General features: G+C 69.1%; 14 protein-coding genes. 5 read left to right on the top strand and 9 right to left on the bottom strand.

From position 1 onward, the window contains the following. Positions 1 to 76: 76 nt before the first annotated feature. From EER30_RS05505 to EER30_RS05490, 4 genes are all read right to left on the bottom strand, one after another. Positions 77 to 418, bottom strand: coding sequence for a hypothetical protein (locus tag EER30_RS05505; protein WP_432417520.1), 342 nt, complete (start codon positions 416 to 418; stop codon positions 77 to 79). Then, on the bottom strand, positions 331 to 960 hold the full coding sequence (locus EER30_RS05500) for an HNH endonuclease family protein (RefSeq protein WP_127498802.1): 630 nt from the start codon (positions 958 to 960) through the stop codon (positions 331 to 333). Before EER30_RS05500 ends, EER30_RS05505 begins: the two co-directional genes overlap by 88 nt. A gap of 72 nt (positions 961 to 1,032) precedes the next feature. Next, positions 1,033 to 2,757, bottom strand: coding sequence for a 2-isopropylmalate synthase (leuA, locus tag EER30_RS05495; protein WP_127498800.1), 1,725 nt, complete (start codon positions 2,755 to 2,757; stop codon positions 1,033 to 1,035). Positions 2,758 to 2,939: 182 nt separating this feature from the next. Further along, positions 2,940 to 3,707 carry a hypothetical protein gene (locus EER30_RS05490; protein WP_127498798.1) on the bottom strand — a complete coding sequence of 256 codons (768 nt, stop codon included), beginning with the start codon at positions 3,705 to 3,707 and terminating at the stop codon, positions 2,940 to 2,942. 185 nt (positions 3,708 to 3,892) lie between these two features. Between EER30_RS05490 and EER30_RS05485 the strand changes: the two genes are divergently transcribed. Further along, positions 3,893 to 5,158 (top strand): aspartate kinase, encoded by a 1,266-nt coding sequence (locus EER30_RS05485; RefSeq protein WP_127499402.1) that lies wholly within the window; start codon positions 3,893 to 3,895, stop codon positions 5,156 to 5,158. An 8-nt stretch (positions 5,159 to 5,166) separates the two neighbouring features. After that, entirely contained in the window at positions 5,167 to 6,222 is a 1,056-nt protein-coding gene (locus EER30_RS05480) for an aspartate-semialdehyde dehydrogenase (RefSeq protein WP_127498796.1), read from the top strand. On the opposite strand, the gene EER30_RS05475 is transcribed toward EER30_RS05480, so the two are convergent. Further along, positions 6,219 to 7,112 carry a Gfo/Idh/MocA family oxidoreductase gene (locus EER30_RS05475; RefSeq protein WP_240669764.1) on the bottom strand — a complete coding sequence of 298 codons (894 nt, stop codon included), beginning with the start codon at positions 7,110 to 7,112 and terminating at the stop codon, positions 6,219 to 6,221. The genes EER30_RS05480 and EER30_RS05475 overlap by 4 nt on opposite strands. Positions 7,113 to 7,309: 197 nt before the next feature. Here EER30_RS05475 and EER30_RS05470 point away from each other — a divergent pair, with 197 nt between their 5' ends. After that, a complete protein-coding gene (locus EER30_RS05470) occupies positions 7,310 to 8,002 on the top strand; it encodes a hypothetical protein (protein WP_127498794.1) in 693 nt (230 codons plus the stop codon). A 311-nt stretch (positions 8,003 to 8,313) separates the two neighbouring features. On the opposite strand, the gene EER30_RS05465 is transcribed toward EER30_RS05470, so the two are convergent. From EER30_RS05465 to EER30_RS47855, 3 genes are all read right to left on the bottom strand, one after another. After that, a complete protein-coding gene (locus tag EER30_RS05465; RefSeq protein WP_127498792.1) occupies positions 8,314 to 8,964 on the bottom strand; it encodes a calcium-binding protein in 651 nt (216 codons plus the stop codon). 108 nt (positions 8,965 to 9,072) lie between these two features. Next, positions 9,073 to 9,336: a hypothetical protein gene (locus EER30_RS05460; protein WP_127498790.1), complete on the bottom strand. Its 264-nt coding sequence runs from the start codon at positions 9,334 to 9,336 to the stop codon at positions 9,073 to 9,075. A 73-nt stretch (positions 9,337 to 9,409) separates the two neighbouring features. Beyond that, on the bottom strand, positions 9,410 to 10,390 hold the full coding sequence (locus EER30_RS47855) for a calcium-binding protein (RefSeq protein WP_205650108.1): 981 nt from the start codon (positions 10,388 to 10,390) through the stop codon (positions 9,410 to 9,412). A 172-nt stretch (positions 10,391 to 10,562) separates the two neighbouring features. Here EER30_RS47855 and EER30_RS05450 point away from each other — a divergent pair, with 172 nt between their 5' ends. Next, on the top strand, positions 10,563 to 11,003 hold the full coding sequence (locus EER30_RS05450; RefSeq protein ID WP_205650107.1) for a VOC family protein: 441 nt from the start codon (positions 10,563 to 10,565) through the stop codon (positions 11,001 to 11,003). Between the two features lie 18 nt (positions 11,004 to 11,021). Here the strand turns inward: EER30_RS05450 and pyrE are convergent, their stop codons facing one another. Next, entirely contained in the window at positions 11,022 to 11,537 is a 516-nt protein-coding gene (pyrE, locus tag EER30_RS05445; protein ID WP_127498788.1) for an orotate phosphoribosyltransferase, read from the bottom strand. Positions 11,538 to 11,629: 92 nt separating this feature from the next. On the opposite strand from pyrE, the gene EER30_RS05440 reads away from it, so the two are divergent. Further along, entirely contained in the window at positions 11,630 to 12,787 is a 1,158-nt protein-coding gene (locus EER30_RS05440; protein ID WP_127498786.1) for an FIST signal transduction protein, read from the top strand. Positions 12,788 to 12,789: the final 2 nt, after the last annotated feature.

Below are 12,789 nucleotides of genomic sequence, written 5' to 3'. Positions count from 1 at the left end.
TGGAGCGGGGGAATCGAAGCCTCAAGATATTAGAACGGTACGGGCCCGTCCCGCTGTCCCGTTTCCGGTGAGCGACTCAACCTTCCGGTCTGTTGAGGATGCCCGCGACGACAGCGTGGACCGCGTCGGCGTCGGCCGGGTCACGCAGCGGCGCCTTCGCACCGGTCACCGTGTACCACTCGTCGGCGTCCTTGTATTGCACGCGGACGGTGACGTCGAAGCCGGAGACCTCCGTACGCAGTGTGAGGTCGCCCGTCACGACGCCGACCTCGTCGGTCATGACCCCACCGGGGCCGGCCACGATGTCGGTGGTGGGCGGAGTCGGGCTCGTCATGTGCACTTCTCCAACATGTCCCGGAGCGCGGTCTTCTCCTTGGCGGTGACCGTCAGCTTCCACTTGGCCTTCACCTCGATCCAGTCTTGCGCATAGTCGCACCAACTGCTGGATTCTGTGGGTTTCCAGGTGGACGGATCCTGATCGCCCTTCGACCGGTTGGAAGCGGCCGACACCGCGATGAGCTGCGGGTCGTCGAGGTCGTTGGCGAATTCCTCGCGCTCGTCGGTGCTCCACTTCGAGGCGCCGGACCGCCACGCGTTGGCCAACGGCACCATGTGGTCGATGTCCACCTTGGTCGGCGAGTCGAGCACTTTGCCGTCGTAGAAGCTGTTCCAGGTGCCGGCGACGACGTTGCAGCCCGACGTCTTGACGTTCTTCCCGTCGCGTTTGAGCACGGTGTCGCGTATGTCGCAGTTACTGCCCGTGCTGCGCCAGTGCGGGAACTTCTCGCGGCTGTAGCCGCTCATGGAACCGGTCTTGGCGACCACGGTCAGCTCGTCGAGCTGGGCCGAGGAGCTGGTGGCGTCCTGCGTGGAGGTCGGCGTGGGTTCGAGGGTGACGCCCTGGCAACCGGCGAGGGTGAGCAGGGCGGTGGCCAAAATCAGGGGGGTACGAGGGGACACAAGCCCCAGCGTAGGAGGAGTGCGCCCGTTCCGCGCGCCACGGTCGATGGATGGCGCGCGGAACGAGAGGGATCAGCGTGCGCGGTTGATCGCGCTCGTGACCGCCTTGATCGAGGCACTCACGATGTTCTCGTCGATGCCGACACCCCACACCGTACGGTCACCGACCTCGACCTCGACGTAGGCCGCGGCCTGGGCGTCCCCACCCGAGGTCAGGGCGTGCTCGGTGTAGTCGAGGACCCGCGCGTTGATGCCCAGCGGCTCGATGGCCTGCACGAACGCGTCGATCGGGCCGTTGCCCACGCCGACCAGCGGGCGACGCTGTCCACGGTGGAAGACCTCGATGTCGATCTCGACCTTACCGTCGCGGATCGACGTGCTGTAGTCGGCGATCTGGAAGGCCGACGTCATCTGGTGCTCGACCAGGTATTCGCCGGCGAAGATGTCCCACATCGCCTGCGGGCTGACCTCGCCACCCTCTTCGTCGGTGTGGTGCTGCACCACGCCGGAGAACTCGATCTGCAGCCGTCGCGGCAGCTCGAGCTTGTGCTCCTCCTTCATGATGTACGCCACGCCGCCCTTGCCGGACTGCGAGTTGACCCGGATGACCGCCTCGTAGGTGCGGCCCACGTCCTTCGGGTCGATCGGCAGGTAGGGCACGCCCCAGGTGAACTTGTCGATCTCGGTGCCGGCCGCGTCGGCGTCGGCCTGCAGGGCGGTGAAGCCCTTCTTGATCGCGTCCTGGTGCGAGCCCGAGAACGCGGTGTAGACCAGGTCACCGACGTACGGGTGGCGCTCGTGCACGGGCAGCTGGTTGCAGTACTCGACGGCCCGCTTGACCTCGTCGATGTCCGAGAAGTCGATCATCGGGTCGATGCCCTGCGAGAAGATGTTCAGACCCAGGGTGACCAGGTCGACGTTGCCGGTGCGCTCACCGTTGCCGAACAGGCAGCCCTCGATGCGGTCGGCCCCGGCCAGCAGGCCCAGCTCGGCCGCGGCCACGGCCGTACCCCGGTCGTTGTGGGGGTGCAGCGAGAGCACCACCGACTCGCGCCGCGGCAGGTTGCGGTGCATCCACTCGATCGAGTCGGCGTAGACGTTCGGCGTGGCCATCTCGACCGTGGCCGGCAGGTTGATGATCAGCGGCCGGTCCGGCGTGGGGTCGATGACGTCGATCACGGCGGAACAGATCTCCAGGGCGTACTCCAGCTCGGTGCCCGTGTAGGACTCCGGCGAGTACTCGTAGAAGATCTCGGTGTCCGGGGTGTGGATCTCCGCGTACTTCTGGCAGAGCCGCGCCCCGGTGGTGGCGATGTCGGTGATGCCGTCCTTGTCGAGGCCGAAGACCACCCGGCGCTGCAGCGTGGACGTCGAGTTGTAGAAGTGCACGATCGCGCGCTTGGCGCCCCGGATCGACTCGAAGGTGCGGTCGATCAGGTGCTCACGGCACTGCACCAGCACCTGGATCGTGACGTCGTCGGGGATCAGGTCCTGCTCGATGAGCTGGCGGACGAAGTCGAAGTCGGTCTGGCTGGCGGCCGGGAAGCCGACCTCGATCTCCTTGTAACCCATCTGTACGAGCAGCATGAACATGCGCCGCTTGCGCTCGGGCGACATCGGGTCGATCAGGGCCTGGTTGCCGTCGCGCAGGTCGACCGCGCACCAGCGCGGGGCGGTCTCGACGCTGCGGGCCGGCCACTGACGGTCGGGCAGGTCGATCGCGAACTGCTTCTGATAGGGGACGTAGCGCTCGAACGGCATTTTGCTGGCGCGCTGCGTCGTAAAGGGACTGGACATGTGGGTGGGCTCCCAAGGGCGAAGACGAGAAGGCGGCGCGCGTCAACTCCGCGACGAGGTGCCGGCCTCGAGTGGGGCCTCGTCGCGGCAGCGAAGGAGGAGCAGCGCGTGCCACATGTCAAAACTGACCCTACGTGATCGATTGGGGCGTTGCCAGAGCCTCGCCCGGATCGTGGGACCCGTTACGCCGACGGGGTGGGCAGCGACGGCTCCGGCACCGGCGGCAGGCCGTCGATGCCCATCGGCGAGCCCGTCTCGGGCCCCGGCAGCGGCACCGTCGCCGGACCGTCGATCTGGCTGACCAGCTTGACCACGCCGAAGCCGACCCGGGCCGCGGTGAGCACCCCGTCCTCGGCGTAGCAGTAGACGCCGATGTCGACCGGGTCGGCCAGCGACGCCGAGATCGAGTCGATCGAGAAACAGGAGCCCTTCGCCCCGCTCAGCGGCTGCACCTCGGTGACCGCGAGGCCGGCCTGCCGGTCGGTGAAGACGGTCAGCCACTGCCGGAACAGGCGCTCCACCGGCGGGTCGTAGTCGGCGGGCACGCGCTTGCCCGGCTTGGCGACCTTGGCGCAGGTAGAGGCGATCGGGTTGCTCTGCGAGCCGAGGGTGCACTGATAGACCCCGGCCGGGGTGGAGACGATGCTCACGTCGGTCGTGCCGCCGAGCGCCCCGCCGCTGACGTCGACCCGCCAGGTGCCGTCCTTACCGACCGTGGCGACGACGTTGCGGGGCTCGCCCCGGCCGTCGTCGAAGGAATAGAGAGCCGCGTACGCCTTGTCCATCGCCAGCGCGGCCCGGGCGGCGAGCGCGCCCCGGGCGGGGGAGGCGGCCTCGGGTGCCGGAGCCTCGCTGCTGGGCGCGGGCGAACCCTCGGAAGCGCCGCCACACGCCGTCAGGGCCAGTGCGGCTGACACAGCCAGGACCGGGGCGGGAGAGCGTGGGCGCATCGAGCCATTCTCGCCTCCGGCCGCCGTCACACCCGATCACGCTTCGGCGTGTCGCGCGTGCCCGTTTCGGCCACCCGGCCGGATTCTGGGATCGCCTGTCGGAGGCGGGCGGGGGCGCGGCTACTGTGGTGGCGATTGTCCTGACCGGCCCCGCCGGTACGCACAACCGAAAGATGGGTTTCGCCGTGGCATTGGTGGTGCAGAAGTACGGTGGCTCGTCGGTCGCGACCGCCGAGCGCATCAAGCGCGTCGCCGAGCGCATCGTCGCGGCCCGCAAGGGTGGCGACGACGTGGTGGTCGTGGTCTCCGCGATGGGTGACACCACCGACGAGCTCATGGACCTGGCCAACCAGGTCAGCCCGCTGCCGCCCGGCCGCGAGCTCGACATGCTGCTCACCTCGGGCGAGCGCATCTCGATGGCCCTGCTCGCGATGGCGATCCACAACCTCGGCTACGAGGCCCGGTCCTACACGGGTTCGCAGGCCGGCGTGCTCACCACCTCGGTGCATGGCCGCGCCCGCATCATCGACGTGACCCCGGGCCGGCTCCGCAGCGCGCTCGACGAGGGCGCGATCGCGATCGTCGCCGGCTTCCAGGGCGTCTCACAGGACACCAAAGACATCACGACGCTCGGCCGCGGCGGCTCCGACACCACGGCGGTCGCGCTGGCCGCCGCCCTGCACGCCGACGTCTGCGAGATCTACACCGACGTCGACGGGGTCTTCACCGCCGACCCGCGGATCGTCCCCGACGCCAAGCACATCAAGCAGATCACGTACGAAGAGATGCTCGAACTCGCCGCGGGCGGGGCGAAGGTGCTGATGTTGCGATGCGTGGAGTACGCGCGCCGTTTCAAGGTGCCCATCCACGTACGCTCTTCCTACTCGAACAAGCCCGGCACCCTGGTCACCGGATCTATGGAGGACCCTGACGTGGAACAAGCGCTCATCACCGGGGTCGCTCACGACCGGAGCGAAGCCAAGATCACGATCGTCGGCGTGCCCGACGAGCCGGGCTCCGCGGGCCGCATCTTCGACACCGTCGCGCAGGCCGAGATCAACATCGACATGATCGTGCAGAACGTGTCGACTGAGGGCACCGGCCGCACCGATATCTCCTTCACCCTGCCGAAGGCCGACGGTCCCACCGCGATGACCGCTCTCGACAAGATCAAAGACCAGATCAAGTTCAAGAGCCTGCTCTTCGACGACCACGTCGGCAAGGTTTCCCTGGTCGGGGCGGGCATGCGGTCCCACCCGGGGGTCGCCGCGTCGTTCTTCGCCTGCATCGGGGAAGCCGGCGTCAACATCGAGATGATCTCCACCTCCGAGATCCGGGTCTCCGTGGTCTGCCGCGACAGCGACCTCGACACCGCGGTGCGCGCCGTGCACGACCAGTTCGAGCTCGGCGGCGGCGAGCAGGCAGTGGTCTACGCGGGCACCGGCCGGTAACGCCGGACATGGCGCAGCCCACGCTCGCCGTCGTCGGCGCCACCGGCTCCGTCGGGACGGTGATGCTCGAGCTGTTGTCCTCCCGGCGCAACGTCTGGGGTGAGATCCGGCTGATCGCCTCGTCGCGGTCGGCCGGCAAGCAGCTTCAGTGCCGCGGCGAGCCGCTGACGGTGGCCGAGCTGACCCCTGAGGCGTTCGACGGCGTCGACGTCGCGATGTTCGACGTGCCCGACGAGGTGTCGCTGCAGTGGGCGCCGATCATCGCGGCCCGCGGCGTCACCGTCGTCGACAACTCGGCCGCGTTCCGCATGGACCCCGACGTGCCGCTGGTCGTACCCGAGGTCAACCCCGACGCGCTGGCCCACCGCCCGCGCAACATCGTCGCGAACGCGAACTGCACCGTGCTGGCGATGATCATGGCGATCGCGCCGCTGCACCACGAGTACGGCCTTCGCGAACTCGTCCTGGCGTCCTACCAGGCCGCCTCGGGCGCCGGCCAGTTCGGCGTCGACACCCTGCACGACCAGCTCAGCAAGGTGGCCGGTGACCGGTCGCTCGGCTCCCGGCCGGGCAACGTGCGCCAGGCCGTCGGCGACGACCTCGGCCCGTTCCCGGCACCGCTGGCGCTCAACGTGGTGCCCTGGTCGGGCGCGCTCGAACCGCTCGGCTGGTCGTCCGAGGAGCTGAAGCTCCGCAACGAGTCCCGCAAGATCCTCGGCATCAACGCGCTGAAGGTCTCGGCCACCTGCGTCCGCGTCCCGGTCGTCACGTCCCACTCGATCGCCGTCCACGCCGTCTTCGGGTCCGAGGTCACCGCCGACGGCGCCCGCCAGGCCCTGCGCAACGCGCCCGGCGTGATCCTGGTCGACGACCCCGAGGCGGGCGAGTTCCCGATGCCGATCGACGCGGTCGGCACCGACCCGTCCTGGGTGGGTCGCATCCGGCGGGCGATGGACGACCCGCGAGCCCTCGACCTCTTCGTCACCGGCGACAATCGGCGCAAGGGGGCGGCCCTCAACACCGTCCAGATCGCCGAGCTGATCGCCGCCGAACTGACGGCCTAGGCCGTCGTCTTCACTTCCCGTCCGCTCTCCGCGGCTTCCTCCACGGCCAGCGCGAGCCGTTGATCCTGCGCGCCCTCGATCAGCGGATAGGGCGGCGGACCGTCACCGCGCACCCAGGCGGCCATCGCGTCCAGCAGGGTCGCGGTGGCCACCTCGTCGTCGTTGAACCGCTGCCCGACGTACGGATTGCGGTAGACCACCTCACCGTCGAGCGTGATCGTCTCGGTGTCGAAGCCGTTGAGGTCCAGGTCGTGACCGCTCTGCCGCCGCACCAGCTCGGTCCGGGCGATCGTTTCCGGCGCGGGCATGTGCACGATCGCGTTGTCGTGCAGCTCGCCGTGGGTGCCGCGCACGAGCAGCCGCCGGAATCGCAGCAGGTTACGGGTCTGATTGCTGGTGAAGTCGTACACGGCTGACCGCCCCGCCCCGAAGTCCAGCGTGGCGATGGTCGTAACGGCCGGTTCAGGCTCGGTGTTGCCGGTCCAGCCGCCACGGTCGAGCGGGTTGAGCAGCGGCGCGACGGTGCGGACGGCTCGTACGACGGCCGGCTCGTCATGGCCGACGCCCAGCAGACCACGGATCAGGCACATCGCGTGGTATTGCTGGGTCGACGAGACCTGCACCTGGGTCGGCGTGCCGATGATCCCCGAGCGGACCGCGGCCAGCCGGGCGGCGTGCGAGGGCATGAGCAGATATTGCTCCGCGACCTGCACCAGCCCCGACTTCCCGGCCGCGAGCGTTCGCAGCCCGTCAAGATCGTTGGCCGGGGGTGTCTCGGCCAGAACCGGCAGCCCCAGCTCGACCGCCTCGGCGATGACACGTGGGTTGGCCGCCCGTGGGACCGCGGTGACCACGAAGTCCGGTGCGGCCGCACGCAGACACTCGGCCAAGCTCCCAAACCCGGCGACGGGCAACGACCGCGCCCCCCCGCACCACGGCCCCGACACAGTCGACCTCGGGCAGCACCTGCGCCACCCGGTGAAAGGCCGCCGCGCGAAACCCGAAGCCGACCAGCGCGAACCTCGACATCGGACCACCGTAGCCAACGGGGCGGCGCCCATGGCGCGGAGTTCCTACGATCTTGCGGGTGACCGACGTGCCCTGGCCCTTGATGCTGCTCGGCCTACCAGTGTGGCTCGCTCCGGCATACTTGCTGCTCTTCACGCTGGCGCCGGCGCGCAAGGTCCGCTTCGTCGCCGGTGCGGTGCTGGCGGCCGCTCTGACATTTCTCTATCTGGTGACCGTCGGGCTGCTGTCAGGGCCGGGGCTGCCGATGTGGACCGAAGGACTGTTCCTGTGGGGACCGACCACCCTGGTGGTGAGCGGCGCGGCCTTTGTGGCCGACAGGTGGAGCGGGGCTCCGGCGACCGCTCGGCCCGAGGGTGGCTGGGCCCTGGTGGCGGTGTTCATGGTCCTGTCGTTCTGCTGCGGCGGCTGTGTGCTCACTCCCGCGGCCCACATGGTCGACATTCCCATCGACTCGCCGATGCCGGGGGTCGTGATGCCACTGCCGTCCGACCTGAGACTGATCAGCGCCGACCGCGACTGCGGCTCGGAGACGTGCTCCGACCTCTACGTGATCGACTCACCCGATGGGGCCGGCCGTGCCGAGCTGACGAATCGGCTCCGGGCGCATCTGGAGGGCACCAAGGGTTTCGAGCTCCGCGAGGACGGCTTCTGGTGTCAGCGATCCGGGTGGTTCGTCCAGGCGGAGTTCTGCGCTGCCATGTTCCCCGACCCGGCCGGCTCGGACAGCAAGGTCAATATGCACGTGTCATGAGATGCGACGAGCAGCACGAGATTTCGCTGGGATCGTGGTCCCGGCTCGATCCGAGGTGGCTCGGACGACGCGATTGACGTGCCCGGGCGCCCTGCGAGAGTGTCTAGCTCTGCCGTCGGCAATTGGGCGTACGGTACGCGCCATCTAGTCGCTTGTCAGGTGGCACTGAAGATGTTCGCGAGTAGGGAAAGAGGCCATCTCTCTGGTAGAGATGGCCTCTAACCCTGGTCGGGGTGGCCGGATTTGAACCGACGGCCTCTTCGTTCTGGGCGAGTATTTGACGAACCGGGCCTCGACTCGGGTGGCGGAGATCAGTGGTTCGGCCGGATCACGTCCTTGCCCGGGCCGCCGATGATGCGGTCGTTGCCGGCGCCGCCGTGGAGGGTGTCGTTGCCGCGCTCGCCGTAGAGCGTGTCGTTGCCCGTGTCGCCGTCGGCCCAGTCGTTGCCGTTGCCGCCGTAGATGCGGTCGTTGCCCGGTCCGCCGTCGATGGCGTCGTTGGCGCCCCGGCCGTAGATCGTGTCGTTGCCACTCTCACCGAACAGGCGGTCGATGTACGAACCGCCGATCAGCGTGTCGTTGCCGCTGCCGCCGTTGGCGACCATCCAGATGCCGGTCGTGTTGCGAACCGTGTCGTTCTTGTCGCCGAGGATGACGGTGATGTCGGTCGGCTTGCGGGCGGTGGTGCACTTGACCTTCGTACGGTCGCCCTTGACCGCCTTGCAGCCCTTGCCGGCCTTGATCGGATGAGGGTCGTTGAGGGTGACCGTGCGGCCCGAGATCGTGATGACCATCGAGTTCGCGTGACCCTTGGCCGCGATGAACTTGACGATGCTGTTGTGCAGTCCGAGCACCTCGGCCTTGCCGGCGGCGGCGGCCTGCGCCGGGGAGGCGACGAACACCGAAGTGGTCGCCACCGCCGCACCGATCATGGCCAGCATCTTGCGGTTGAACGAGAACATGTGAACCCCCGTGACATACAGCGGCTTCGTCCGCCGTGAGCAAGATCCTATGAGGACACGGAGGACCGCCAGTTCCCCCTTTCGTGCCACCTGGGGACTTTCGCGGGGCTATTCGTCCTCGGTCAGTTCCGTGAGGACGTCGCGAGCATCGCTGCTTCCGGCATCGGCGAGGCGGCGCAGTTCGTCGAGGTCTGAGCGGTCGGCCGCCAGCTCGACCAGGATGTCCACCGCGTCGCTGCTGCCCGCCGCGGCGAGCCGTCGCAGCTCCTCGAGATCACCGCGCTCCTGCGCCAGCTCGACCAGCTGATCCACCGCGTCGCGGTCACCCGCCTCGGCCCGGCTACGCAGAACAGCTAGATCGTCGTCGCTCATAGCGTCATTCTGCGCCGGCAGACGCGAGACCCGCGACGAAGCCCTCGCCCGGAGAGGGTGAGGGCTGTCGTCGTTACTGGGTGATCTGGTCGTTGCCCGGGCCGCCGCTGAGGCGGTCTTTGCCGGGGCCGCCCACCAGGATGTCGTCGCCGATTCCGCCGCTGAGAGCGTCGTTGCCGGCCTCGCCGAAGAGCCGGTCGTCGCCGGCCTGGCCGCGCAGGGTGTCGTTGCCCGCGCCGCCGGAGAGGTGGTCGCCCAGGTCGGGGATGTCGCCGTCGAGTTCGCCGCCGATGAGGTTGTCGTTGCCGGCGTCGCCCTGCAGACGGTCGAGGCCCGAACCGCCGGCGAGGGTGTCGTTGCCGTTGCCGCCTTCGAGCCGGTCGGTGTCGGCGTCGCCGTGCAGGTCGTCGCGGCCGTCGCCGCCCCTGAGGTTGTCGTGGCCGTTCTGGCCGTGGATGGTGTCGTTGCCGGCGTCGCCGAAGGCCCAGTCGTTGCCGTCGCCGCCGACGATGCGGTCGTTGCCCGGCCCGCCGAAGAGAGAATCCCATTCGCCGTAGCCGTACAGCCGGTCCTTGCCGCCACCGCCGAAGAGCACGTCGTGGTTCGAGCCTCCGAGCAGCGTGTCGTTGCCCGACTGGCCCTCGGCCGACATCGACAGCCCGGTCCTGTTGGTCACCTTGTCGTTCCTGTCGCTGAGGACGACCCTCACGTGGGTCGGCGTCCGCGGGGTGGTGCACCTGACCTTCGTACGGTCGCCCTTGACCGACGTGCATCCCGGCCCCGGCTTGATCGAGACCCGGTCGTCGAGCGTGACTGTCTGGCCCGAGACCGTGATGGTCAGCGAGTTGGTCTGCCCCGCCGCGGCGGTGAACTGCACGATGGTCGGGAACGCGACCTCGGCCCGAGCGGCAGAGGCCGCGTAAGCCGGGGCCGCGTAAGCCGGGGCCGCGTAAGCCGGGGCCGCGTGGGCCGGGGCCGCGTGGGCCGGGGCCGCGAACAGACCTGTGGTGACCACTGCGGCGCCGGCCGTGATCAGCGCCTTTCGCTTGAACATGAACATCAGCACCCCCGTGATGATTTGTTAACGACTTGTTCAAGCCGTGTTCACGAGCCTAAGAGGACGCCAATGAGGCCCGATTCCCCGTTTCGTGCCACGCGATGGTCAACGTCGAGAACGGCATAACAGCTTCGTTCCAGGGGTAACGAACGCTTACGGGAGGCTGAGCATGGCAATCAAGCGCATGGACAACGTGTTGATCGTTGTCGAAGACCTCGACGCGGTGATCGCGTTCTTCGTCGAGCTGGGCATGGAGCTCGAGGGCAAGGGGCCGGTGGAGGGCCGCTGGGTCGAGCGCGTCATCGGCATCGACGACGTTCGGCAGGACGTCGCCATGCTCAAGATCCCAGGTACGCCGGGCCGGGTCGAGCTGGTGCGGTTCCACGCCCCCGAGGCGATCAGGAACGATCCGAAGGACGCGCCGGCCAACACGCTGGGCCTGCGGCGCGTCATGTTCGCCGTGGACGACGTCGACGACACCGTCGCGCGCCTGCGTAAGCACGGCGCCGAGCTCGTCGGCACCGTAGAACAGTACGAGAACGTGTACCGGTTGTGCTATGTCCGCGGCCCCGAGGGCATCGTCGTTGGGCTGGCCGAAGAACTGAGCTGACCCCCGGGGCGCGAAAGATCAGGCGAGGTCGGCCCGGGTCAGCAAGGCGCGCAGGGTGATGCCCTCGGCCGAGAGCGCCTGAGCGCCGCCCTCCTGCCGGTCGATCACGCACAGCGCGTGGTCGACGTGCGCGCCGAGCTTGCGCAGGTCTCCGGTGGAGATGACGACCTGGCCACCCGAGGTCACCACGTCCTCGACGACCAGGACGCGACGACCGGCCACCTCGGCGCCCTCGGCCAGGCGCGCGGTGCCGTACTGCTTGGCCTGCTTGCGCACGAAAGCGGTGGGGAGCCGGGCGTGGCGGGCGAGCGCGGTCACGACCGCGATGCCGCCCATCTCGAGGCCGGCGAGCACCTCGGTGCCCTCGGGGATCAGCACGGCCATCTGCTCGGCGAGGCGGTCGAGCAGCTCGGGGTCGGCCTCGAACTGGTACTTGTCGAAGTATTCGTTCGCCACGCGGCCCGAGCGGAGGGTGAACTCGCCGGTCAGCCGGCTCACGTCGCGGACCTGCCGCGCGAGGTCAGAGTCAGTCACAAGTCCCAAGCCTGTCAGGTCCGTCCCGGACACCGGGCGGCACCCCACACGCAACCACTCAGCAACCGACAAACCGTGCCGATCAGAGGCTCATGAGCAACCCCCACCGGTGGTTCGGAGTGGGCCAGAGCGCCGCGGCCGATTCCCGCAAGGCGGGGGCCGGGGCCGCGGCGGAGGCGATCGGGCTGGGTGAGGCCAAGGCGCTGTTCGTCTTCGCGTCGGTCGCCCACGACCTGCCCGCATTGCTGGCCGGCGTACGCATGGAGGCCGGGCCGGACGCGGAGATCGTCGGCGCGACCTCGATGGGCGAGCTGGGCAGCGCGGGCGCCACCGACGGCGGGGTCGCGATCGCGGCGCTCGGCGGCGACGGCTTCACCGTGCAGACCCGGGCCGCCCTCATCAGCAAGGCCGACCCCCGGGACGCCGGCGCGCGGGCCGCGCAGGCGCTGCACGGCCTGGACGACGAACATCAAGTGCTGATCATGTTCAGCGAAGGGTTGTCGGGGCAGCCGCACGAGATCGTCCGCGGGGCCTATTCGGCCATCGACCCCGGCATTCCACTGGTCGGCGGCTTCGCGGCGGACGATCGGCACTTCTCCGAGACCTTCCAGTTCTACAACGACGAGGTGCTCGCCGGGGCGGTCGTCGGGCTGGGGCTGGGTTCGGACGGGCCGATCGGCATCGGCGTCGCGCACGGCTGGCGTCGCACCGAGCCGCCGATGGTGGTGACGAAGAGCAGCGGCCCGCACATCTACGAGCTCGACGGCGAACCGGCGTTGGACGTGCTGCTGCGCCGCAACGACTTCGACGGCTCGGCCGAGGAGTTCTTCGACCGGGGCCGCCAGCTGCAGCCGCTGGGCCTGTCCCGGCGCAGCGGCGAGGACATCCGGGTGATCCACGCGGGCGACGACGAGGCGCGTTCGGTCTGGGGGACGGCCGACGTCCCGCAGGGCGCGCTGGTGTGGCTGATGGAGGGCGATCGGCAGGCGATGCTCGACGGCGCGGCCTGGTCGTGCACCGAGGCGGTCGCCCGGCTCGACGGCCTGCCCCCGCTCGGCGTGCTCGCCTTCGACTGTGGCGGCCGACGGGCCGGTCTGATCGAGGGCGGGCTGGATCAAGAGATTCAGGCCATGCGTACGGCGTTGAGCGACGCGCCGTTCGCGGGGTTCTACTCTCTCGGGGAGATCGCGCGGGTGCGGGGCGCGTTGGGCACCCACCATCTGACCCTCGTCACGCTCGCTCTGGCCTGACG

The organism is Actinoplanes solisilvae, assembly GCF_003999975.1.
Lineage (GTDB): Bacteria > Actinomycetota > Actinomycetes > Mycobacteriales > Micromonosporaceae > Actinoplanes > Actinoplanes solisilvae.
The sequence above is the reverse complement of the archived record's forward strand: the minus strand, read 5'-3'. Positions and strand labels throughout refer to the sequence as shown.